Genomic DNA, 22,829 nt, shown 5'->3' with positions numbered 1-22,829 from the left:
AATCAATTGAGCAGGAGCAGGGTGAGCAGGATGTAGATCAGCGCCACCTTGGCTGTGATTTCCGCCCATCGGCCCTGTGACAGTTGTCCGCGAGCCCACGCGCGGTAGGCACTGCCAATGGCCCAGGCGGCAAACACCAGCGCCAGGACCAGGCCACAGAGCAAGGCGGTGGTTTGCGCAGGGGTAAAGCCGCCCATGGCGCCAAAGGCCTTGAGCTGAAAGTCCGTCATGCTCATGGCATGGCCTCGGTGGACTGGGTGTAGTGGCCGGTCAATTCAGGCAAGGCCCGGGGCTGGGCGCGCGAGGGCGTGAGGTAGTGCTCGATGCCCTGTTGGATCAACTCCAGATCAGCGGCCAGGCGTGGATAGTCGAAGTGAAAACGCGCCTGCTCATCGACGGGCTGGGCCGCACGGGTGTGGACCTGTTGGGTCAGGGTGTCGAGCTGGCGCAGCCAGGCACTGAGCAGCGTGCGTTCTTGAGCCGTGGGCTCGGCCTGCGCCATGGTCGCCTTGAGGCTGAGGACGAGACTGAGTGCGATGTAGCGCGGGAGGGGGATGACAGCAGGCATCGGGGCATTCCGCTCAAAGAAAGTTCTCCGAGCGTGCCGTAGGACATGAGGAGCAACAGCAAGAAAACTGGATCGGACCGGTCAGTTTTAGCGCCAGGATACGGCCCGAACCCACCGGGCAGGGGCATCGTCGGTTTATTGTCTGTGGGGTAGCGAGCGCATGGAACTTCGTTCCAGTGCTGTCCCACGTTGCCTGCTGGGGTGTGGTCAGCGCTGGAGCGATGAAGATCGCCGATCTTCCTTACCGTGCTTACAGGTACTTCTTGAAGCTGCCCACGGTGATACTCACCACCAGGCTCAGGGCCAGCGCACTGGGCAGTAGCACCAGCATGGGATTGACCGTCATGGGCAGGGCCGGGTAGATGATCCAGGGCGCCACCCACAGCGGCATGATCAGCATCTTGGCCCGGTGGTAGATGAACCCGGACTCACGGCCGGCGCCGAAGCGTCGCAGGTCTCGGCGCACCAGGCCATCTGCGGCACCGGTAAAGACTGCGACCAGCACCATCGGCATTGTAAGGATCAGGATCATCACGCGCGCCAGCAGGGTCAGCACGGCGTACACGGCCGCCAGGCCATAGTCTTCGAGGTACGCATAGGCCTTTAGCAGATGCCGCTGAGGTCCGGCCATCGCGGGGTGGGTCTGTTGGGCGGGTTGGACGATCCACTCGATCAGGCCGGTTTTCTCAAAGCCCCACTCATAGGCCTGCACGATGATCCAGCGGGCGTTTTGCTCCACTTCGTTCAGCAGCAGGCTGTTGGGGAAGGCCGTCGAGATCCAGGTCAATTCACTGTTGAGCATGTCCTGGGAATGGCGCCAGCCTTCCTCGGGCCAGAAAAAGAACAGGCCGACCCACTCGCTGACGATGCTGAAAAACAGCGCCACCATCAGGATGCCGAGGAGGGTGAAGGGCAGGCCCAATAGTCGGCTGATCGGCCCCTTTTCACGGTAGGCTTGCTGGTTCTTTGCGGTGTCAGTCGTATTGGCCATGGGCATCCGCGCTCAAGGGGCGTGAGCGCCTGCCGCTCGGCAGATGCCGGCAGCGGGGCGGGCAGGAGGTGAGCGCCCAGGCGTGTTCACGTGAGATGGGGCACAGGCTTGCACATCGACGGGGCTATTACGCCGCAGAAACGAGACCCGCCTTGGAGCGTTTTGCCGAGCAGCACACGTCCAGGGCGCACAGCGTTTGAAGCGGATGAGGGCACTGCGATCAGGTCCAGACTCGGTCAGGTGAGGGTGGTCACCAACCGGGGCGTGGCACAAAAGAAAAGCCCGACAGAGTCGGGCTGAGGTGAGGGTGTTTCAGAAGGTCAGGCGCGGGGCCTGACCTGCAGGGTTGTGCAGCGATCTTGTCTCAACGGCCACTGCTGGAGGGGTACTGCTCCGTCACGCAGGACACGCCCGTTTGATCGAGCGCCTTGAGCGCGAAGTTCCGCCATTTCAGCCGATCGGCAAACTTCTTCAGCTCCGGGGCTGCTCGGCCGACGATCCTGGCGATGTCCACCTCGTCGGTGCAGGTCTCTGCGGTGAACTGACGCTGAAACGTATCCAGCCAGTACTGGAACTCGTGGATCTCGTTCACCACCTCATCAGGGCGGCGCCAGATGATCTCCGACTCCTCGACCACCCCCCACAGAACGCAGGGAACGCCCAGGCCCAAGGCTTGGGAGCTGGCTCTGTAGGCCTTGCCCGCGGTGTAGAAGATCTCCACCAGATGCGGCTCAAACGCTGCACCGGCCTTGATCTGCGGGTAGACATACAGGTCGTGGAACTTCGAGGTACAGAAGCGGATGGCGTCCTCGATCGAGCTACGATGACCCATGGTGTATTCCGCACTGACCTGGCGATAGCCCAAGCCATGATCGTTGAGTGGCAGTTTCATCTCGCCGGTACAGACGACGGTGAACTGCTTGTGAAACGCATCCAGTCGCAGAAACGAATGGGGTGCGTAGGGGTTACGGACAAACGGAAACAGCGGCCGCAGCACGTCCAGTATTTTTTCCATGGGGATTCTCCTGTTCACAAAGGCAAACGCGGAGAACCTCTCGCCCGACGGGGAGACATTCCCCGCGTGGGTGGGTTGAAGCAGAGGGTTAGGCCAGGTACTTGATGCTCAGGGCCGTCACGGTACCGAGCGCCAGCGCCAGGGCTGCGAACGACTGAAACAGCCGTACGGTCAGCTTGTGGCTCATGGCGTCCATCTTGGTGTTGATCATCATCAGGCTCGTATTGAGCGCCAAGGCTGTGTCTTTCGACTCACCGCGCAGGGTGGAGGCGTCGAGCAGAATCTTCGACAGGTCCGACTTCATCTCTGCGCGAAACGCCGTAATCTCCAGCTTCAGGTCATGACGAGACTCGGTGACATCGGTTTTGCTGGCGAGCAATGAGGTTCTTTCGAACTCCAGGGCTTCACTCACATCGTGTGCGTTTTTCTCCGGGACACCGGCGGCGACCAAGGCTTTGTAGAGCGCCATATCCAGTTTCATCAGACCTCCAGATTTTATGGGATGGGCCTGCCCCGACGGGCAAGACCCGTGCGGGGAAAACAAGAACAGCGATGCTTCCACCGACCGCAATCGCCGTCGGTTGGTCGCATCATTGGAAGCTTGGCGACCGATGGGGTGGATCATGCGCAATGGCGCATCGTAGCTCCTCCGATCCCAAGCTACTGTGCATGTCGCTGACAAGGCCAGCAGTACGCCCCTGCACAATGAACACCCCCACCCAGGGCTGTCAAAACACCCACTGCAACAAGTTTTTGCCGGCGCAGACACGCTGTGCGAAAGCGCGCCTGCGCCTTTTGAACGCCATCCTCGACAGGCGCAGGAAGGCGCGCGCTGCATCGGTCAGACATGGCTGATTCCTCTGGCAGCAAAGGCGCACGCGCGCGGTAGCCTGCTGGCCGACATCGCGCTCCAGGTGCTGCTCAGCGGGCATTGGCGGTGAGTTCAAACGCTGGCGACGACTCTCTGCCAGGATCAGCTCCACCCAATAGATGACTGCCCTGTTCAAGTCTTCGGCTGGCAACCCTCCAGGGCTTAGGCCTGCGAGCCAATCACTGCCCCAGCGTTCCACCGGCCAAGGGCCTCCCACAATGCCTCACACACGACGCCTGCTTTTCCTCGCTGGCGCGATGCTTTGCCCTACAGAGGGTTGTGGTCCCAGCAACTACATATTCATGGGCAACACACAATTGAGCAGCAGGGCAGGCGAAGGGCGCTCCCGTCATGGGGCCCATCGCGCACTGCCTGGGTGAAGCCTCACGGCCTGCTCATCCATCAAGCCCGTCGCAGATGGAGGCGATAGGCATCACAGGGAGTACTCACCTATGGACATGAGTCCTGAACACACCGCTGAAAAGACCTGCCAGATCCTGCTCAAAATCAGCGTGCAGGCACGCCGGCGTGACGGCCTGCTGCTTGAGCTGGTCGGCCACATCGAAGGCTTTGCAGGCGCTGAAATCCTGGGCTTCGAATTTGGGCGCACAGGCGAACCTGAGCCTCGCCCAAAGGCGTACCTTGCTTGAAACACACCGGCCCGCGCGCGGGCCATCACTGACCATGGAGTGGTTGATATGCACCCTTTGAATATGGCTGTCGCCTTTCAAATCATGAACAACATCAAGAGCGGCCAGTTGCGCAATTGTCTGGCCATGGGGTTTCAGGAGCGGGACCTGGAGGCCCTGATCGATCCCCGTTGCGTCGGGGCCCTGGTGAATTCGCCGGTGCCCTGGTTCAAGCTGCTGGTCGACAGCGATGTCGTTCAGCGCCTGATGGCCCATGTCCGGAGTGATGACGAGGAGGGACTGATCCGCCGGGCTCTCACCCTCGGCGCCAGCTCTCCCATGCTTCACCAGCTCTTTGGGCTGCCGCCCAAAGAGGTTGCCGTGCGCCGCAACATGCTGGGCCTTGAGCACCGCCGGGGGCGCTGGCCACTCATTGGTCATGATGATGAAATGCGCCTGTGGGAACACTGGCGACGGATATCCAAGGAGCAGGGCACCCACCCGAACGATCCGCGCTCGGTGCTGCATGTCGCGATGCTGATGACCGAGTGCGAGCCGACCTTGAACTTGGCGATGATCTGGAACCAGATCCAACAGTGGATTTCCGACGACCTGGTCTGAGGTTTGGCAGTGGTACCGAGAAAGCAATTCATCGCTCTGCGGCAGGCGACACCGTGAACTGTGCCGGCTTGCCTCAGGCCACCGCGAGAACGATCGATCGTTGTTGAACGCCGTCTGGCATCGCAAAAAGCCTACTCACCGGTGACGGTGAGTAGGCGAACAGTCAGATTAAATTATCTGTGGGTCTGCAGGTGTTGCATGCAGTCAAGCTCGTCTGCCAGCAACATCAACGTAAAGGCCCGGCTTGGGGCGCTGTAGAGGTACAGGCAGATTTCGTCATTGCCACCGGCGTAATAGATCGAGAGCAGTCCTTCACCGTTTTGTAGCGATTGCAGGTTGACCGCCCATTGTGCAGCCTTGAGGTTTCCCCAGTCGCACAGCAGATGCCGTATCAGGTAGGGAAGGCCGTCGAGTAGACCTACGGCTTGAAGCGCCTGGACTCCGTCGGTCATCAGCAGCCTGCCCGGTTCAAAGAGCAGTCGCAGATCTTTCGGGATATCCAGTGTCTGCAGGATCAACGTGGCGTGTGTGTCGCAACACTCAGCCGCCAACAGTGCTTGGTACATCGTTGTTTGTGTCTTCATTCAGACCTCCAGATTTCACAGGGGAGGGCCTGCCCATACGGGCATGACCCGTATGGGGGGAAAACATTCAGAACAGCAGTGCTTCCTCGACCGCAATGGCAGTCGATCGGTCGCATTACCGGAAGCTTGGCGACCTGAGCATGGATCATGCGCAATGGCGCATCGTAGCTCTCAGATCCCGGCTACATTGGCATGTTGCTGACAAGGCCAGCAGTACGCGCCTTCACAATGGACAAGCTCAGGAGGGCTGTCAAAAGTCCATCTGCAACGGGCTGTTTCCACAGTTTTGGTGAGCGACGTACGACAAATATCAAGCCGGTGCTTGGTGAAGGAGACTGTGCGGGAAAAGGTTCAGGCGCGGCTCTATCTCGTGTGGGAAAACGCGACTCGCTCGTTTGTTTATCGACGCTGCTTGGCGCTGTCACTAACCTTGATGCCGTTCTGATCAGCCCAAGTAGATGAATGGCTGATGAACGTTAGGCGAGGCCCTGCAATCCTGAGCCGAGTAGATGATTGGGTCCTTCAGTTCAGCAGTTCTAGTGAAATATATAGATATCTAGCTATGTATAGTGAACTCAGCTAGACATAGCTCTATTTGTGTAGAGATCAGTATTCTTGAGGCCGCTGTGGATCCGTTCCGAAACCCTTTTGCACCTTGCGCAGGCAGTAGGCCACCTGAGTTGGCGGTTGGGACGTATGGGTTGGCCTTCAAGAAAGCGCAGTGTTTGATTGCTGGCACTCAGGGGCCAAACCTCAACGCCACCGTGCCGTCGTGAGCGATCGCCACCATCCAATTCAGGCTCTCGTCGAAGATCTCAATGTCGTCAACACCTGGGTACCAGATGCTGGAGAACACCTTGAAGAGGTCCGTGGTGCGTAAGGCGTCGATGTCATCGAATCGGCCCCAGTTGATGAACACCCGCTCTCTGGATCGTATGCCCAGGTATTGGAAGCACTCGCTCAGTGAGAAGTGATCATCCGCTGCGTTGTCGGGGTGAACAGAAACGACAATCTTCTGAGTTTTTGCCATTTCGTGGGGCAGGACTATTTCGAACCTGATGGAAAATAGATGGAAAATCCTGCTCTTAAGCGCGGCGAGATCATCTCCAAGAACCTTCTGAACATCAGGAAATGGATCGGCAGTCACGTCGCTGTGATTCTTGATTTTATGAGCATCCATGCTTGTCTCCTAAGGGGGAAGGCGATTGCTTACGAATTTTCCCGGACTGGTAGGCAACCGCTGACGCGACAGCGGTTGCCATGGCCCTCAAATGACCGCTAGTTGTACATTGAGCGGTTCAGACGGATTGGTGGATTGCAGTGCTTCGCCACCAGCCGACGGGCTGAACGCGGCCATGCTGCTGATCAACATTTGTGTCTGCTGTTCCACGACCGGATCGATCGAACTGTTAGTCGTTGGCTTATCTGACACCGCCGAAGCCGGTTTACTGTAGCTGAAATAGACGTCTGCGATCTCGCGGGTCTCGCCCGATTCCAAGGTGTACTCGGAGATCCACTTGATAGTGTTGCCGTTCATGTCGGGGCGATGGGTACTCTCAACGTCATTCAGCGAAATCGATTTGATGCCCGCATCGCGCAACGTCTTGAGTTCTCCTTCGTCTGAAATGGCGTTCTGATTGGTATCCTGCCAAACCAGTAGCTTTTCGAAGAGCTCATCGGAGGCATCGATATGCCCATCACCATTGGAGTCAAGTCGGCGTAAAGCAGTAAAACCATCCTCTGTTGGGCCGCCGAACAGCTCGGTTCCATCATCGATCGTGCCGTTGCCATTACGATCCAGGGCCAGGAACCCACTGTTGGCATCTAGCCAGCCGTGGTAGGCACCTTTTTCTCCTGGAATAAATTCGAAGCCCTTGATGCCATCGAAAATTGAGCGTGTCCCAATCCCATTTCCGCTGAGGTCAAACGCCAGCGGTGTCAGCTCCGCTAGTGCGTCCTGAATGATGCTAGATGTCTCACCGGCTCTGTCAGCAAGAGCGGAGGCCTGACCTGCCAACGCTTCGTTAGCCCGGCCGTAATTGTTATTAATGAACTCTTCCATATTTCTGGCCGAGTCGACCAGATTGGTCAGTTTTTCATTGAAAGCGCTTTGCCAACTGTCGCTGCCTGAGAGATCAAGCCCACCACGATTGAACGCGTAATCTTGAAGTGCGTTATAACCTCCATTCCACTGGAGCAGGCCATTTTTGTCATAATGAAGGAAATCATCGCCTGGCTTGATCAGGCTTGAAAGTGAGAAGTTAAAATTATTGATTTGATTTTGTGCCTGCTGAAGGAAGCCTCGGTCCAAGCCTCGCTGATAGTTGTCAATAAACCTCTGAGTACCTTCTTCGATGTTATACCCATCATAGTGCCCATTGACGTAAGTTACGTCGAGTTCCAGCACTGGCGGTCGATTGATATCGAAGTTTTCGGGTAGCGAAGCTGGGTTGAGCTTCATGAATGTATAGACAGTTCTTGCCGCTTGCTTGCTCCAGTCACTTGCCGCTAGCTTGCTCAAACCATAGATCCCTTCGGCTGCTTTGCTACCAGCCCATCCGGCGCCGTAGAGGAAGCCGCCTAATGCGAGGGTTCCCACGATGGGATATACCGTAGTAAGGGCGCCGATCCCTAAGGCAAAAGGAACCGACATGGTAATCAGGGCTTCTAGTGCCGCCACTCCAGCCACAGTCCCCAACATCCCGGCGGAAACTTTTGCCGCGCTATCGAGCACACTCGCAATGTCCTCCGTCGACTCAGCCATACTGGCAAAGTCGGACAATATACCGCCGATGTCTCCTGAATTGGCCAGTGCCTCACCCAAGGCCTTCAGTTTCGGATTTCCGTTGTTTTTGAGCGAGTTTCCCATCGCGGTTACAAGATCCGAGATGAGTTTGGCTTGCTCGATTTCCTTGGCTGTAAAGGCCATACGTTTATTTCCTTCTACTCATCCACACGCCGGATGACTTGCGCGCATGATGGCTAACCCATCATGACGTCCTAGCCGCCTGACCCTGTCCTTTGGGTGTCTTCATGATGCGTTGACGAAGAGACCTATGGCGAAAAGCCGGCATGTATGCCAAGATGGCTACCCCTTGTCAACAGCGATTATCGTTTGCGATTGGTGTTGGTTTGCATTATCGGCCCGGTTGCTGCAGCGCAAAAGTTGCTGATCAGGTGCTGTACGCGTATTTGAAATGTGGTGGAAGGAATTCAGGGATGGGGCTTAAAGCTTTGCTGTACGGCTGGATAACCTATTGGGTTATTTCTTGGTTGACCAGCTTGGGTATTTTTTATAGCGACATAGCGCTCGACAGCGATTTGCACCGTTGGTTGCCTGTCATTGCCCGTGCAGAGAGCTACTTTGTTGCTAACGGTCAGTTGGACTTTTTGAAAAAAGCTGCCTGGATCTACGAAAAAGACTTTATGCTGTTGACCTGCATGATGGTGTGGGTGTGTCTATTTTGTCGGTTCTCGCTAAAGGGAAGTTTTCTCACCTTCTTCAGAGTCTCGAGCTATCGGCAAAGCTGGATATCGTTTGCCGGGCTGTTGGTTTGTGCTGGTCTGATCTCGACAGTAATTTTCGGACCTGATGTGGGGCAGTCCACGCGAGGTATTTACGAAAACCAACTGTACCGCCTTAGTGTCTTCTTTGGCGCAATGCACAGCACGCTAGTACTGCCTCCTTTGGTGTCAGCCATTGCTTTTAGTCTTGGTAGCTTTCTTGATCCCATTAAGGATCGTACAACTGCCCTGCGTCACTAAGTGGCTTGGGCGCTCATCAGACCACCCACTTGGTTGAGCGCCTGAGTACGAATCTCTTCTTTGGTGGAATGGAAAAACACCTTTTTCAGCATTTCTGAAGATCGCGCAGCGAGCTATGCGTAGACTTGCAGCCCACCGTATTTCGCAGGACTATTTCGTTTCTTTCTGAGTGTGATGAAATTGACTTGCCGCATGCACTGACATAGCGTGCTCGCCCGCGAGGCCACTGTGCCCCTTTCTCGTTTTTTGGCCTCACAAAAGGACTTGTTCATGACCCGCAGGTATTGCGTCTGGTTGATGGTGTGTTTGACGCCTGTCAGTGTACTGGCAGCTCAACTGGAATCGCTCCCATCTGACCGCGCCGAACTGATGTCGGTTTATCGCGAGGCGGTCTCGAACAACGCCGAACTCAAGGCTGCCCGGGCCGGCTTCGAAGCACAACAGGAAGCGATTGCGCAGGCACGCGCCAACCTGTTGCCGGCAATCAACACCAGTGCAACGATCGAGTCGACTCGACTGGAGCGCGATGCTCCCGAGCTGACCCGCGCCCGCAGTGGGACTACCTACCAGGCCAACCTGAGGCAGCCACTGTTTCGGGCGGATGCCTGGTATGGTCTGAAGGCCGCCAAGGCCAGTGTCTCCCAGGCCGCTATCGAGCTGTCAGCGACGGAGCAGGAACTGATCCTGAAAACCGCCGAGACCTACTTCGAGACATTGCGCGCCTCTGACACCCATGCTGCGGCGCTGGCTGAAGAGGTTGCCTTCAAACAGCAGATGGAACAGGCCCGCGGGCGCCTAAAAGGTGGTTTGGCCAGCATCACCGACGTGCTCGATGCAGAGGCTGCCTACGACAATGCCCAAGCCAATCGGGAACTGGCGGCGCGCAAGGTCGACGATGCCTTCGAACAACTGGTCCATCTGACCCATCACGACTACACCAGCATCGAAGGGATTGAGCATCATTTGCCAGTGCTGGCACCGGTTCCAGCCGACGCCAAACAGTGGGTCGATGCCGCAATGAAACAGAACTTCAAACTGCAGGCCAGTGACATGGCCGTTGAGTCGGCTGAACAGGTGCTCTCCCAGCGCAAGGCTGGGCACGCTCCGACACTGGATGCAGTGGCCTCTTACCGCAAGGGCGACAACGATAGCTTCGGCTACAGCAACCCTAGCGACTTTGGTCGGGACGGTTATCGTGACAACGTCACCCAAAGCTCGATTGGCTTTGAGGTCAACTTGCCGATCTACAGCGGTGGCCGAACCAGTTCCCAGGCTCGGGAGGCTTACAAGAAGCTGAGCCAGAGTGAGGAACAGAGGGAAGGGCAGCGCCGGGACGTGGTGCTCAATACCCGAGGGTTTTATCGCGCTGTCAATTCGGACATCGAGCAGATTCGGGCCCGAAAAAAAACTATTCTGTCGGCCCAAAGCTCGCTCAAGGCTACCAAGGTCGGCGCTGATATCGGCAGTCGCAACACGGTAGACGTACTCAATGCCCAGCGGCAGTTGTTCACCTCGGTCCGTGACTACAACAACGCCCGGTACGATTACATCCTGAACAACCTTCGCCTGAAACAGTCGGCTGGCACGCTCAGTCCTGCAGACTTGCAGAGCCTGGCCCAGTACCTGAAGGCGGACTATGACCCGCAGCGCGATTTTTTGCCGCCTGAAATGGCCAACACCAACCTGGATTCGTCGCGGTTTTCAGCACCTCGGGCAGACAGCAAAAGCCTTTAATTCGGGCGTTAAACCATATTTTTGAGTGTCAAGTGAAATATTGTTTGGGAAATGCATGGCTGATGTCGTTTTGCCCTTCCGCCGTTGAATCCGTCCGCATATTATCTGCCTGCCCCGCGTCTGACGGGGTATTACGGGCTTGAAGCTTTTAGCAAGGATGCGGTTGTATGCACGAACAAGGCGGGGGGGCTGCTCGGTCCTCGGATACTGTTGATACTGGCCTTGCGTGCCTGGTCATGTTGGCAAGGTTTCACAGTGTTGCCGCATCGCCGGAGCAATTGGCGCACGAATATGTCGCGGAAGGTCAGCGATTTTCAAAGCCGGACATCCTGTTGGCTGCCAAGCAGCTAAAGCTCAAGACCAAGGCCGTCCGTACCTACGCCGAACGCCTTTCGCAAACCCCTTTGCCCGCCATTGCCTGCTCGAACGACGGTAGCTTTTTTATCATTGCCCGTGTCGACCAGGAAAAAACACTAGTCCACGATCCGCTTCTGCAGCGCCCGACGGTACTCAGCACCGAGCAGTTGCAGGCGCGTTGGAATGGTGAGCTGATTCTGGTCCAATCGGCTTCCTCGCAGGCCGGTGAGGTTTCACGGTTCGATTTCACGTGGTTCATTCCGGCCATCGTCAAGTATCGAAAGCTGCTGGGCGAGGTGTTGCTGGTATCGCTGGTTCTGCAGATTTTCTCCTTACTGACGCCGTTATTCTTCCAGGTAGTGATGGACAAGGTGCTGGTGCACCACGGGCTGACCACCCTTGATGTCGTGGCCATCGGTCTGTTGGGCATCATGTTGTTTGAGTCTACGCTCAGTGGTCTGCGCAGTTACGTGTTTGCCCACACCGCCAGCCGGATCGATGTCGAGCTCGGATCGCGGTTGTTTCGTCACCTGGTGACCTTGCCCCTGGCGTACTTCCAGGCTCGGCGAGTGGGGGATTCCGTGGCACGCGTGCGGGAGCTTGAGAACATTCGAAGCTTTCTGACCGGCAATGCCATCACGCTGCTGCTGGATGTGCTGTTCTCGGTGGTCTTCATTGCGGTGATGTGTTTCTACAGCGGGTGGCTGACCCTGATTGTGCTGGTGTCGTTGCCGCTGTACTTCATCGTGTCATTGTTCATCACGCCGCTGTTGCGGGCTCGACTGAACGAGAGCTTTGCCCGCGGTGCCGAGAACCAGTCCTTTCTGGTCGAAACGATCAATGGCATCGACACCGTCAAGTCGATGGCTGTCGAGCCGCAGGTCACCCGCAAATGGGACAACCAACTGGCGGCCTACGTGTCGGCTGGTTTCAAGACCCAGACGCTATCCACCATCGCTAACGAGGCCGTTTCGCTGATCGGTAAGTTGGTTACGGTGGCGACTCTGTGGTTGGGGGCACGTCTGGTGATTGATGGGCAACTGTCGGTCGGCCAACTAGTGGCTTTTAATATGCTGGCCGGCCGTGTCGCCCAGCCGATCATGCGCCTGGCGCAGTTGTGGACCAACTTCCAGCAGACGGGCGTTTCGGTCCAGCGCCTGGGCGATATCCTCAATACCCGCACCGAGCTGTCCCAAGCCACACGCAGCGCGCTGCCCACCCTCAAGGGACGTATCGAATTTGACCAGGTGCACTTCCGTTATCGCCCGGAGGGCTCGGAGGTGCTGCGTGGCGTGAAGCTGGTGGTAGAGGCTGGCGAAGTCATCGGCGTGGTTGGGCGCTCAGGCTCGGGCAAAAGCACCCTGACTCGCTTGTTGCAGCGACTGTACGTACCCGAGCGAGGGCGTGTACTGGTTGACGGCATGGACCTGGCACTGGCGGACGTGTCCTCGTTGCGTCGGCAGATCGGGGTTGTGCTGCAGGACAACATGCTGTTCAACCGCAGCATTCGCGAGAACATTGCTCTGACGGATCCCGGTGCGCCGCTGGAGGCCGTCATGCACGCCGCCAAAATGGCCGGTGCGCACGAGTTCATCCTAGAGTTACCCGAGGGCTACGACACCGTAGTAGGCGAGCATGGCGCCTCCCTGTCCGGCGGCCAGCGTCAGCGTGTTGCCATCGCCCGGGCTCTGATCGGCAACCCCCGTATTCTGATCTTCGACGAGGCCACCAGTGCCTTGGACTATGAGTCGGAACGGATCATCCAGCAGAACATGCAGGCGATCTGCAAAGGGCGGACGGTGATCATCATTGCTCACCGACTTTCTGCTGTGCGTGATGCCAACCGAATCATCGTCATGGACCGTGGGCAAATCGTGGAGCAAGGCAGTCATGCCGAACTCCTGACTCTTCAAGCAGGGCATTACTCGCGTCTGTACCGTTTGCAACAAGGATAAGTTGTCATGAGCCAAGCTTCAGCAGGTCGTGAGCTGTTTCGACGGTATTGTCGTGTCTGGAAACAGGCGTGGGCGCAGCGCAAGTCGATGGATGCACCCAAACGCCTGCCCCATGAGGTGCAGTTTCTACCGGCGGCGTTGGCGCTACAGGATCAGCCCGTTCACCCCGCGCCTCGTTACATCCAGTGGGTCATCATGTTGTTTGCGCTGCTGGCTTTGCTCTGGTCCATTTTTGGCCAGATTGATGTTGTTGCCACCGCCACCGGGAAGGTGGTTGCCAGCGGTAAGAGCAAGACCATCCAACCCAGTGAGGTTGCTGTCGTCAAATCGATCAAGGTGCACGACGGGCAGGCTGTGAAGGCCGGGGAGGTGCTGGTCGAGTTGGACACCAGTGCCACCGGAGCTGACATCAAACGCTTGCAGAGCGAGTTGCTTGCTGCCCAGGTGGACACCGCACGTGCGACAGCCCTGATCGAAGCCATTCAGACCGGCAAGGAACCTGGCTCACTTGTTGGGCGCATCCCTCAGGCGGCTCCTGAGCAAGAGCTGGCGGCCCAGCGCTGGTTACAGGGGCAATACCTAGAACTGCGCAGCTCGATGGAACAGATCGACGCAGAAATCGAACAGCGGTCCGCCGAGATACAGTCCACCAAGGCAACGCTGGCGTCCTTGCACAAAACGTTGCCGATCGCCCGTCGTCTGGCTGAGGACTACCAGCAGATGCTGGAGCAGCAGTACGTGCCCCGTCACGCCTACCTGGAAAAGCAGCAGGCTCTTTTGGACCAGGAGAGGGACATGGCCGTGCAGCAATCGCGCCTCGCCGAAGTCGAGGCCTCGAAAAAAGAAGCCGAGCGCAGGCGGTCAGTACTGCTGGCCCAAACGCGGCGCACGATGCTGGACCTGCAACAGCAGTCGGAACAGAAGGCGGCGTCACTCACCCAGGAACTCAACAAGGCCGAGCAGCGCGATCATCTGATGAGCCTGACCGCTCCTGTGGACGGTACCGTTCAGCAATTGGCGGTGCACACCATTGGCGGCGTGGTGACCGCGGCGCAGCCGCTGATGGTCATTGCTCCAAGTGACCAGCCAGTTGAGGTCGAGGCGATGTTCGAGAACAAGGACATTGGCTTTGTGCGGCCTGGGCAGCCGGTCACCGTGAAGGTTGAGACCTTCACTTTCACCAAGTACGGCACAGTCGATGGTGAGGTGGTGAGCGTTTCCAGCGATGCCATTGAGGACGAGAAACGCGGGCCGATCTATAGCAGCCGTATTCGACTGCTCAAGGATAAGGTCAATGTGCAAGGGAAAGAGGTTTTGCTGTCTCCCGGCATGTCGGTGACGGCGGAGGCGAAGACGGATAAGCGACGCGTGATCGAGTACTTCTTGAGTCCTCTGGAGGCCTATGCGAGTTCAAGTTTGAGCGAGCGATAATCGCGCTGTGCCGGTTTTCTCCGATGGGAGTTTAATGCGAATGGATAAGTGTGCGCGATCAAAATTGTTCTCTCCGCTTCTCTTAACGGCTGCCATTTTTTTGTGTGGCTCGAAGGCGTTTGGTAGCTGTGATTTTTACTTTGATAGTGGCCCGAAGGTGGTGTTCAACGGGGCGGGTGCGGAGTGCAAAAAAGCTAGATTCAATGGGGCTGTTTTGACGTTCTATGTTAATTATCCAGGTGGTGAAGTGTTGAGTGGTAGGGCTATTGATGGCTCTGTGGTTGTTGATCGTGTACGCAAGATTTCGAGCGATTTGGTACGTGGTGATGTAAGTATTAAATACATGTCGTTAGCTTCCAGTGTTGACGGTGTTGAGTTTTATGAGGCAGGTGATAGGAAGCTATTTAGGTTCAAGGGCGTAGATGGTCAGCGGGTGTATGTTGGTGGAGGGGATGTTAGTGAGGGTAATCGGGCGTTTCAGGGATTAGAAATTCTTTATCAATTTTCAAAGGGGTATGTGAATTTCAAGGTCATTGATGATTTTGTGTTGGGTGTGTTGACTTCAAGAGTAGCCATTGGAAATTAATGGAGTGAATGATGGTCTTATTGGAAATGAGTGCCTCGCTGTTGGGTGGGTTGAGTCGTCTTCGGTCTGTTGAAGCATACCCTGAAACTTATTTTCATTCGTCTGCTCAAGGATAAGGGGTGATGAAAATATTATTTAAATGGACTGTGGTGTTGCTTGGCTAGCGGTTAATTTCCTAGTGCGGGTGGAGGTTTTTAAATGAGTTTTTTGGTTATGTTTTTGGGGTTTCTTCTGTTCTTGCCTTACTATGCTTCTGGGATTGAGGCTAGATTTGATGTGGATAAAAAATTCAAACCTTATGATTTGATGGGGAATCTTAGGGCGCGGAAGAAGGGGGGCACTGTACTGCCGGTATTTGGTTTGCTTCTGATTGTTGCTAGCCTTGTATTATATTTTGTTCTGCCTATTGGTCCTCCGGTTAGTTTGCGTGATCGAGTTAAAGATCTCGCTTGTTTATTGTTGTTTTTCTTGATCTTTTTCTATGGGTATATGCAGGAGTTGTATCTTGAGAAATTCGATAAAGGGATGGGGAAGGTGAAGTTCTCTGAGTTATTTGAGGTTATTCCTTTCTCGGAAAAGGTCTCATGTTTTGTGCGGGCAGCACGAAGCTACTCTGTGGTTTTGATTTTCTTTGGTGTTGTTGTTTTTATTAAAAGAATTTTGCCTTGAGGTAATTGGGTGTGGCGAGAACAAAGTTATTTGAAGATTTAATAGATGCCTTGATGATCAACAAGTCTGGTGATGACCTGATTGATTCAAAGACTGTTTTTGAAGGTGTGACGAATTCTTTTGGTCTGATTTCAGCAATTTTTGCAAAAAACCCCGGCCTGCAGCTTTCTAATTTGATTTGGCAGGGAGGTGTATTAATAAAAGGTGGTAGCGAAGGTTCCATATCTGGTAAAGATATCTTGGGGGCCACAGGGGCCATTATTGGTACCGTGGCTGCATTTGCGATTGTCCTTGAAGCCTCTGTTCCGGTCGCCATTGTCAGTGCTGTGCTTGGGTTGATGTTGTCAAGAGATGAGCTCAGTGATGTTCTAAAGGAAGTGTCAGATTGGCTTTCCGAACCGGAGAATATCGATGGGCTGGCAGATGGTTTGCGCGATCTTTACCCTGACATCGATGTTGCTAAGGTAATAGAAGATCTTGCGTCAGCCGGACGGTCAACTGAAGAAGTTATTGAGGAGGCTTTGGGTGCAGGCTATGACTGGATCTCTAAGAGCGTGAAATCCATGCTTGCATCTAGCCTTGGAGGGGGCAGTGAAGTAAGTAGTGGGGTGAACGACTCCTTTGTTGGAGCGCTAAATTTCGTCCCGCGAGCTGATCCGCTTACGCTAGATCTAGATGGTGATGGAATCGAGACGGCCTCTGCAGATACCGGTATTACATTCGATTTCGATGGTGATGGCGTTAAGACTGGTACTGGATGGGTAAAGGGCGATGATGGGTTCTTGGTCCTTGATCGAAATGGTAATGGACTGATCGATAGTGGGCGTGAGCTGTTTGGTGTCGATACAGTCAAGTCAGATGGCGCGAAAGCTCGCAATGGTTTTGATGCCCTAAGTGACTTGGACAGTAACGGCGACGGTGTGTTCGATGCCCAAGATGCCGAGTTCAAAAATGTCCTTGTCTGGCAAGATAAAAATCAAGATGGTATCTCGCAAGCCGGTGAGCTAAAAAGCCTGAATGAATTACATATTCAGTCGATAAATCTGGCATCGACTGATTCTAATAAAAACTCAAATGGCAATATCATCAGTGCTACCGGTGCTTTTACTTTTGCTGATGGACATACTGGCACGGTAAATGGCAATCAGAGCCTCGCTGCAAATCTGGACCTGGCGTCCAATCCGTTCTATCGAGAGTTTACTGACAAGATCCCTTTAGATGAGACAGTCAAGGCTTTGCCTAATATGACTGGCTCTGGTGCAGTGCGCGATCTGCGTGAGGCATCAATGCAGGATGATCAGTTGAAAACCACATTGTTGGCCTACAGTCAGGCGCACAGTCGTGATGAGCAGCTTGGTTTGATTGACCAGTTACTTGCAGATTGGGCAAAAAGTGCCAACTATGCCACCTTTGACAAGCGTATTGATGCACTCGATACGGCTGGCTTAGACGTTCGCTTTCAATACTCATGGGATGTAAGTGGCGCACCGCCCACACTTGCTCAGCAGGGCGCTCGGCAGCTTTTGGAACGAATAAAGGTACTGGAAGTCTTCAATTCTCAGAATTTCTTTAACTTTAATTTTGGAGTGGTTGTTAATAATTACTACCAGCTGTCAATGACTTTCGGAACACTTCATGGGCTTGGTTTGATCTCTTCCCAAGATGGAAAGGCGACTGTTACGGAAGCGAATCTGGGAATAGATGGAACCCAGGCATCTTTTGTCAACCGTGCATACGAAGAGTTACGTCGGTCCGTCTATGTCGGCTTGCTTTTTCAGACTCGCCTAAAACCGTACATCGATAGCGTCGAAATGAAGCTCGAAGGCGGAACGCTGAGTATGGACTGGTCTCCTCTCAAAGCGATTTTTCTGGAACGATCCGCCGTATCGTTGACTAACGCCTTCGAGGAGTTTCAGGACCTGATCCAAAGCCCTTTGCTGTCCGGAGAAGTAAAAAATCAGATTATTTCTGAAGTGGGGTTGTGGCTTAAAGATGGGAAACTTGATGTTGTCGGCTCAGAAGCGAATGACAAGATTACCAGCATCGATGGTTACTACAGTGTTTTAAACGGGATGGGTGGCGATGACACGCTCATTGGTGGTTCGGGCAATGACCAGCTTGATGGCGGCGAGGGCAACGATAGCCTAACCGGAGGTGCTGGAAACGATACGCTGATCGGCGGTGCGGGTAACGACAACATGGACGGTGGTGAGGGTAACGATACTCTCAACGGAGGCTTAGGCGACGATACGCTCAATGGTGGGTATGGTATCGACATCCTGTCAGGCGGCACCGGTAACGATGTGTTGATAGGCTCCACTGGCAGCGACACCTACCTCTTTGATCTGGGGGATGGTCAGGACACTATCTATGAAGCAGAGTCCATGTGGAGCACCGACGTGTTGCGTTTCGGTGCTGGCATCAAGGCTTCGGACATCCAGGTCAGTCGAGACGGTGCGAATCTGGTGCTGCAGCACATTAATGGTCAAGACCGTGTCACGATCATGAACTGGCTCCTAACGGCCTATAGCTTCAGCAACTACTCACAGTTGAGCCGTATTGAGTTCGCGGATGGAACTGTCTGGGGACAGCAAGAGCTAACTGCTGCCGTGATCACGACTTACGGCACGGGAGATGACGACACACTCACTGGTATGGATCAGGTTAATGACGACCTTAGGGGCCTGGGAGGAAACGACTCTCTTCACGGCCTGAGTGGCGATGACCGCCTGGAAGGCGGTGACGGCGACGACAAGCTCTACGGTGGCCAGGGCCACGATGTGCTCGAAGGCGGTAATGGTAACGATACGCTGGATGGGGGAGAGGGCGATGACACGCTCAATGGGGGCGCGGGCAACGACACGCTCGACGGTGGTAACGGCAACGACACCCTCAGTGGTGGCGCAGGCGACGACACACTGAGTGGTGGCTATGGCAACGACATCCTGTCCGGTGGTGTAGGTAACGATCTGCTGATTGGCGCCACTGGCAGCGACACCTACCTCTTTGAACTGGGGGACGGTCAGGACACGATCTCTGATGTGGAGTCGATGTGGACCACAGACGTGTTGCGTTTTGGCTCGGGCATCAAGGCGTCGGATATCCAGGTGATTCGAGACGGCGTGAATCTGGTGCTGCAACACAGCAATGGCCAGGATCGAGTGACGATCGCGAACTGGTTCCTGAACGCCTACGGCTACAGCAACTACTACCAGTTGAGCCGTGTCGAGTTTGCCGATGGAACCGTGTGGAGCCAGCAACAGCTCACGGCCGCAGTTCTGACGACTTACGGCACCGAGGGAGATGACACCCTCACTGGTCTGGACAATGGTAACGATGACCTGCGTGGCCTGGGGGGCAACGATACGCTCAGTGGTCTTGGCGGCGATGACCGCCTGGAAGGCGGTAACGGCGACGACAAGCTCTACGGTGGCCAGGGCCACGATGTGCTCGAAGGCGGTAATGGTAACGATACGCTGGATGGTGGAGAGGGCGATGACACGCTCAATGGGGGCGCGGGCAACGACACGCTCGACGGTGGTAACGGCAACGACACCCTCAGTGGTGGCGCAGGCGACGACACACTGAACGGTGGCTATGGCAACGACATCCTGTCCGGTGGTGTAGGTAACGATCTGCTGATTGGCGCCACTGGCAGCGACACCTACCTCTTTGAACTGGGGGATGGTCAGGACACGATCTCTGATGTGGAGTCGATGTGGACCACAGACGTGTTGCGTTTTGGCTCGGGCATCAAGGCGTCGGATATCCAGGTGATTCGAGACGGCGTGAATCTGGTGCTGCAACACAGCAATGGCCAGGATCGAGTGACGATCGCGAACTGGTTCCTGAACGCCTACGGCTACAGCAACTACTACCAGTTGAGCCGTGTCGAGTTTGCCGATGGAACCGTGTGGAGCCAGCAACAGCTCACGGCCGCAGTTCTGACGACTTACGGCACCGAGGGAGATGACACCCTCACTGGTCTGGACAATGGTAACGATGACCTGCGTGGCCTGGGGGGCAACGATACGCTCAGTGGTCTTGGCGGCGATGACCGCCTGGAAGGCGGTGACGGCGACGACAAGCTCTACGGTGGCCAGGGCCACGATGTGCTCGAAGGCGGTAATGGTAACGATACGCTGGATGGTGGGGAGGGCGATGACACGCTCAATGGGGGCGCGGGCAACGACACGCTCGACGGTGGTAACGGCAACGACACCCTCAGTGGTGGCGCAGGCGACGACACACTGAACGGTGGCTATGGCAACGACATCCTGTCCGGTGGTGTAGGTAACGATCTGCTGATTGGCGCCACTGGCAGCGACACCTACCTCTTTGAACTGGGGGATGGTCAGGACACGATCTCTGATGTGGAGTCGATGTGGACCACAGACGTGTTGCGTTTTGGCTCGGGCATCAAGGCGTCGGATATCCAGGTGATTCGAGACGGCGTGAATCTGGTGCTGCAACACAGCAATGGCCAGGATCGGGTCACGATCGCGAACTGGTTCCTGAACGCCTACGGCTACAGCAACTACTACCAGTTGAGCCGTGTCGAGTTTGCCGATGGAACCGTGTGGAGCCAGCAACAGCTCACGGCCGCAGTTCTGACGACTTACGGCACCGAGGGAGATGACACCCTCACTGGTCTGGACAATGGTAACGATGACCTGCGTGGCCTGGGGGGCAACGATACGCTCAGTGGTCTTGGCGGCGATGACCGCCTGGAAGGCGGTAACGGCGACGACAAGCTCTACGGTGGACAGGGCCACGATGTGCTCGAAGGCGGGAATGGTAACGATACGCTGGATGGTGGGGAGGGCGATGACACGCTCAATGGGGGCGCGGGCAACGACACGCTCGACGGTGGTAACGGCAACGACATCCTCAGTGGTGGCGCAGGCGACGACACACTGAGTGGTGGCTATGGCAACGACATCCTGTCCGGTGGTGTAGGTAACGATCTGCTGATTGGCGCCACTGGCAGCGACACCTACCTCTTTGAACTGGGGGACGGTCAGGACACGATCTCTGACGTGGAGTCGATGTGGACCACAGACGTACTGCAATTCGGCGCCGGTATTAAAGCGTCTGATATCCAGGTGAGTCGTGACGGTACGAGCCTGGTGTTGCAGCACATCAACGGTGAGGATCGAGTGACGATCGCGAACTGGTTTGCGACCGCCTATGGCTACAGCAACTACCACCAGTTGAGCCGTGTCGAGTTTGCAGATGGTACCCAATGGTCCCAGGAGAAACTAACGGCGGACGCCCAAGCGAGCACTATGACCATTAGCGCTGTTACCGCCATGGCGAAGGCGAATGATGGCGGCAGCCAGGTTTCAAGCTTGAGCGGAGATGCAGATATGGAGAGGCAGACCAACATTCTGATTGACGCTATGGCGGGCTTTGGCGTTCAGGCAGGCAGTCTGTCAAGTTTTGCCGTAAACCAAGCGTCTCAGCTCGACGCTGTGATTGTTTCAAACGCGAGCTAAGTGCCTACAGCAATGGCGGCTGAGTACCTCTGGTTCTCGGTCGTTTGAGCAGGTCTTGAAATTGCCGTTCGTTCTTATAAGCCACTTCATGCCCTGCCAGTTGGGTCGGGGCATGGAGTGGCTCAATCTTTCAGGTACGTCCATGTAAAACACCTTGTAACGCCTAGGCAGTTCGAACCTCTCCTTAGCAAGGGTACAGTCAACCAGCAGCCTCCGCTGTATGACGTACCAAGGCAAGGAGTGCCTGCGCATGGTGTATGAGCGATTCCCCGTCGTCATCGACGGCAAACCCTTCTCGACGGTTTTCCAGACGCAGGAGGCGTTCGCCAGCGCCTGGAAGGCCGTTCTCGAAAAAGCCTACGGACGCACCCATGCCATCTGCCGGTGCCCAGGCAAGGGCGAGCGCAAGTTGGCTATCAAGCGCCGTGAGGACACCGATGGTTTTCACCTGGCGCGGTTCGCTGGCACAGGACCTGAGCACGCCAACGAATGTCGCTTCTACGCTCCCGCTCCTGAACGCTCCGGCATGCAGGGCTATGAGGTGGGCGTGATCGAGGAAACTGGCGACGGCACCCTGCGTGTCCGGCTGGCCCGCGGCCTGGTCGAGCTGCCCGCTAGAGCGAGCAGCCTACAGGGCGAGCGCCTCACCCTGAACACCAGCAGCCCACGCAAACGTGCCATGACGCTCCTGGGGTTGCTCTGCCTGCTCTGGCAGGAAGCCCGACTGAGCATCTGGTACCCCACCATGGAGGGCAAACGCAACAGCGGACAGGTCCATGGCCTGCTGCGCAAAACGGCCCGCCGCATCCAGGCTGGCCACGTGATGCTTCACGAGGTGCTGATGGTGTGTGCGACACCACGCTCGCGTGCCGAGGCGACCAACATGGCCGTCGCGCAACGGACAAGCAAGGCTGGGCGCAGGGCCTTGGTGATCTCCCCGCTGGCGCACTTTGACGCCCGTAAGCACGATGGCTCGATGACCAAGCTCCCCGTGGCAGGCCCCTATGGCATTCCGCACCTGAGCATGGACCACGAGATCTGGGAGGACGCCCAGAAACGTTTCCCTGTCGAGGTGGCGGCCTGGAGGCGGGGCGAGCGCATCATGGTCTTGGCTCAACTCAATATTGAGGCTGACAAGAACCAGCTATGGGCGGGGGTGACGGACCTGGCCCTGATGCACATCAGCAAGCGCTGGATCCCCGTGGACTCCGCATACGAGTCCATCCTTGAGTCGGAACTGGCTGCCGCCGGCCGCAGCTTCGAGAAGCCCCTGCGCTATGACGCAGCAGAGTGCGAGTTCTTCCCCGACTTCTGGCTCCTGGACATGAAGCGAGACTTCCCCCTGGAGGTCTTCGGGATGGACACCCCTGAATACCTCGCGCAAAAGGCTCGCAAGACCCAGTGGTACAACCGGGTCTATGGCCCTGAAGGGTGGTGGCGTTGGGAGGCGGCACAGAGCGATGATATCGACCTGATTCCTGCGTTGCCGGTATCCAAACGCTGGTAGTCACCGATATGCGTCCTGCAGATCTGGCGCAGAGTGAACGATCGCGCG

18 protein-coding genes are annotated in these 22,829 nt (G+C 56.1%); 10 read left to right on the top strand and 8 right to left on the bottom strand.

The features are described from left to right. Positions 1 to 2: 2 nt before the first annotated feature. The 5 genes from ACMGT0_RS20300 to ACMGT0_RS20280 all read right to left on the bottom strand — a co-directional run bounded on the left by ACMGT0_RS20300 (position 3) and on the right by ACMGT0_RS20280 (position 3,055). A complete protein-coding gene (locus tag ACMGT0_RS20300) occupies positions 3 to 236 on the bottom strand; it encodes a TIGR03758 family integrating conjugative element protein (RefSeq protein ID WP_054063171.1) in 234 nt (77 codons plus the stop codon). After that, positions 233 to 568 (bottom strand): RAQPRD family integrative conjugative element protein, encoded by a 336-nt coding sequence (locus ACMGT0_RS20295; RefSeq protein ID WP_081009866.1) that lies wholly within the window; start codon positions 566 to 568, stop codon positions 233 to 235. Before ACMGT0_RS20295 ends, ACMGT0_RS20300 begins: the two co-directional genes overlap by 4 nt. 250 nt (positions 569 to 818) lie before the next feature. Next, on the bottom strand, positions 819 to 1,559 hold the full coding sequence (locus tag ACMGT0_RS20290) for a TIGR03747 family integrating conjugative element membrane protein (protein WP_054063193.1): 741 nt from the start codon (positions 1,557 to 1,559) through the stop codon (positions 819 to 821). A gap of 364 nt (positions 1,560 to 1,923) precedes the next feature. Continuing rightward, the gene (locus ACMGT0_RS20285; RefSeq protein WP_054063170.1) at positions 1,924 to 2,574 is read right to left on the bottom strand and encodes a hypothetical protein; all 651 of its coding nucleotides are present in this window, start codon (positions 2,572 to 2,574) and stop codon (positions 1,924 to 1,926) included. Positions 2,575 to 2,662: 88 nt separating this feature from the next. Beyond that, positions 2,663 to 3,055, bottom strand: a complete 393-nt coding sequence (locus ACMGT0_RS20280; protein WP_054063169.1) for a hypothetical protein — start codon at positions 3,053 to 3,055, stop codon at positions 2,663 to 2,665. Positions 3,056 to 3,897: 842 nt separating this feature from the next. On the opposite strand from ACMGT0_RS20280, the gene ACMGT0_RS20275 reads away from it, so the two are divergent. After that, positions 3,898 to 4,095 carry a hypothetical protein gene (locus tag ACMGT0_RS20275; protein ID WP_054063167.1) on the top strand — a complete coding sequence of 66 codons (198 nt, stop codon included), beginning with the start codon at positions 3,898 to 3,900 and terminating at the stop codon, positions 4,093 to 4,095. A 48-nt stretch (positions 4,096 to 4,143) separates the two neighbouring features. Then, the gene (locus ACMGT0_RS20270) at positions 4,144 to 4,695 is read left to right on the top strand and encodes an STY4526/YPO1902 family pathogenicity island replication protein (RefSeq protein ID WP_054063166.1); all 552 of its coding nucleotides are present in this window, start codon (positions 4,144 to 4,146) and stop codon (positions 4,693 to 4,695) included. A 173-nt stretch (positions 4,696 to 4,868) separates the two neighbouring features. On the opposite strand, the gene ACMGT0_RS20265 is transcribed toward ACMGT0_RS20270, so the two are convergent. The 3 genes from ACMGT0_RS20265 to ACMGT0_RS20255 form a co-directional block, all read right to left on the bottom strand. Next, positions 4,869 to 5,279 carry a hypothetical protein gene (locus ACMGT0_RS20265; protein ID WP_416769501.1) on the bottom strand — a complete coding sequence of 137 codons (411 nt, stop codon included), beginning with the start codon at positions 5,277 to 5,279 and terminating at the stop codon, positions 4,869 to 4,871. A 739-nt stretch (positions 5,280 to 6,018) separates the two neighbouring features. Then, entirely contained in the window at positions 6,019 to 6,459 is a 441-nt protein-coding gene (locus tag ACMGT0_RS20260; RefSeq protein ID WP_054063164.1) for a hypothetical protein, read from the bottom strand. Positions 6,460 to 6,546: 87 nt separating this feature from the next. Continuing rightward, positions 6,547 to 8,208 (bottom strand): hypothetical protein, encoded by a 1,662-nt coding sequence (locus tag ACMGT0_RS20255; RefSeq protein ID WP_054063163.1) that lies wholly within the window; start codon positions 8,206 to 8,208, stop codon positions 6,547 to 6,549. A gap of 143 nt (positions 8,209 to 8,351) precedes the next feature. Here ACMGT0_RS20255 and ACMGT0_RS20250 point away from each other — a divergent pair, with 143 nt between their 5' ends. From ACMGT0_RS20250 to ACMGT0_RS20215, 8 genes are all read left to right on the top strand, one after another. Beyond that, positions 8,352 to 9,044: a hypothetical protein gene (locus tag ACMGT0_RS20250; protein ID WP_152973032.1), complete on the top strand. Its 693-nt coding sequence runs from the start codon at positions 8,352 to 8,354 to the stop codon at positions 9,042 to 9,044. 270 nt (positions 9,045 to 9,314) lie between these two features. After that, positions 9,315 to 10,778 carry a TolC family outer membrane protein gene (locus ACMGT0_RS20245; protein ID WP_054063161.1) on the top strand — a complete coding sequence of 488 codons (1,464 nt, stop codon included), beginning with the start codon at positions 9,315 to 9,317 and terminating at the stop codon, positions 10,776 to 10,778. Between the two features lie 167 nt (positions 10,779 to 10,945). Next, entirely contained in the window at positions 10,946 to 13,090 is a 2,145-nt protein-coding gene (locus tag ACMGT0_RS20240; RefSeq protein ID WP_416769498.1) for a type I secretion system permease/ATPase, read from the top strand. Between the two features lie 6 nt (positions 13,091 to 13,096). Next, positions 13,097 to 14,521: an HlyD family type I secretion periplasmic adaptor subunit gene (locus ACMGT0_RS20235; protein ID WP_054063159.1), complete on the top strand. Its 1,425-nt coding sequence runs from the start codon at positions 13,097 to 13,099 to the stop codon at positions 14,519 to 14,521. A 40-nt stretch (positions 14,522 to 14,561) separates the two neighbouring features. Beyond that, a complete protein-coding gene (locus ACMGT0_RS20230; protein WP_152973031.1) occupies positions 14,562 to 15,107 on the top strand; it encodes a hypothetical protein in 546 nt (181 codons plus the stop codon). A 198-nt stretch (positions 15,108 to 15,305) separates the two neighbouring features. Continuing rightward, on the top strand, positions 15,306 to 15,776 hold the full coding sequence (locus tag ACMGT0_RS20225; RefSeq protein WP_054063158.1) for a hypothetical protein: 471 nt from the start codon (positions 15,306 to 15,308) through the stop codon (positions 15,774 to 15,776). A 53-nt stretch (positions 15,777 to 15,829) separates the two neighbouring features. Then, positions 15,830 to 21,274 carry a calcium-binding protein gene (locus ACMGT0_RS20220; protein WP_416769495.1) on the top strand — a complete coding sequence of 1,815 codons (5,445 nt, stop codon included), beginning with the start codon at positions 15,830 to 15,832 and terminating at the stop codon, positions 21,272 to 21,274. Between the two features lie 220 nt (positions 21,275 to 21,494). Further along, entirely contained in the window at positions 21,495 to 22,781 is a 1,287-nt protein-coding gene (locus tag ACMGT0_RS20215; protein ID WP_416769493.1) for a DUF1173 family protein, read from the top strand. The last annotated feature ends 48 nt before the right edge of the window (positions 22,782 to 22,829 follow it).

This window comes from Pseudomonas sp. RHF3.3-3 (genome assembly GCF_048069595.1).
Lineage (GTDB): Bacteria > Pseudomonadota > Gammaproteobacteria > Pseudomonadales > Pseudomonadaceae > Aquipseudomonas > Aquipseudomonas fuscovaginae_B.
The sequence above is the reverse complement of the archived record's forward strand: the minus strand, read 5'-3'. Positions and strand labels throughout refer to the sequence as shown.

Bases quoted from the DNA above. Each gene is read 5' to 3' on its own strand.
- ACMGT0_RS20300 (WP_054063171.1), bottom strand. From the start codon at position 236: ATGAGCATGACGGACTTTCAGCTCAAGGCCTTTGGCGCCATGGGCGGC.
- ACMGT0_RS20295 (WP_081009866.1), bottom strand. From the start codon at position 568: ATGCCTGCTGTCATCCCCCTCCCGCGCTACATCGCACTCAGTCTCGTC.
- ACMGT0_RS20290 (WP_054063193.1), bottom strand. From the start codon at position 1,559: ATGGCCAATACGACTGACACCGCAAAGAACCAGCAAGCCTACCGTGAA.
- ACMGT0_RS20285 (WP_054063170.1), bottom strand. From the start codon at position 2,574: ATGGAAAAAATACTGGACGTGCTGCGGCCGCTGTTTCCGTTTGTCCGT.
- ACMGT0_RS20280 (WP_054063169.1), bottom strand. From the start codon at position 3,055: ATGAAACTGGATATGGCGCTCTACAAAGCCTTGGTCGCCGCCGGTGTC.
- ACMGT0_RS20275 (WP_054063167.1), top strand. From the start codon at position 3,898: ATGGACATGAGTCCTGAACACACCGCTGAAAAGACCTGCCAGATCCTG.
- ACMGT0_RS20270 (WP_054063166.1), top strand. From the start codon at position 4,144: ATGCACCCTTTGAATATGGCTGTCGCCTTTCAAATCATGAACAACATC.
- ACMGT0_RS20265 (WP_416769501.1), bottom strand. From the start codon at position 5,279: ATGAAGACACAAACAACGATGTACCAAGCACTGTTGGCGGCTGAGTGT.
- ACMGT0_RS20260 (WP_054063164.1), bottom strand. From the start codon at position 6,459: ATGGATGCTCATAAAATCAAGAATCACAGCGACGTGACTGCCGATCCA.
- ACMGT0_RS20255 (WP_054063163.1), bottom strand. From the start codon at position 8,208: ATGGCCTTTACAGCCAAGGAAATCGAGCAAGCCAAACTCATCTCGGAT.
- ACMGT0_RS20250 (WP_152973032.1), top strand. From the start codon at position 8,352: ATGTATGCCAAGATGGCTACCCCTTGTCAACAGCGATTATCGTTTGCG.
- ACMGT0_RS20245 (WP_054063161.1), top strand. From the start codon at position 9,315: ATGACCCGCAGGTATTGCGTCTGGTTGATGGTGTGTTTGACGCCTGTC.
- ACMGT0_RS20240 (WP_416769498.1), top strand. From the start codon at position 10,946: ATGCACGAACAAGGCGGGGGGGCTGCTCGGTCCTCGGATACTGTTGAT.
- ACMGT0_RS20235 (WP_054063159.1), top strand. From the start codon at position 13,097: ATGAGCCAAGCTTCAGCAGGTCGTGAGCTGTTTCGACGGTATTGTCGT.
- ACMGT0_RS20230 (WP_152973031.1), top strand. From the start codon at position 14,562: ATGGATAAGTGTGCGCGATCAAAATTGTTCTCTCCGCTTCTCTTAACG.
- ACMGT0_RS20225 (WP_054063158.1), top strand. From the start codon at position 15,306: ATGAGTTTTTTGGTTATGTTTTTGGGGTTTCTTCTGTTCTTGCCTTAC.
- ACMGT0_RS20220 (WP_416769495.1), top strand. From the start codon at position 15,830: ATGATCAACAAGTCTGGTGATGACCTGATTGATTCAAAGACTGTTTTT.
- ACMGT0_RS20215 (WP_416769493.1), top strand. From the start codon at position 21,495: ATGACGTACCAAGGCAAGGAGTGCCTGCGCATGGTGTATGAGCGATTC.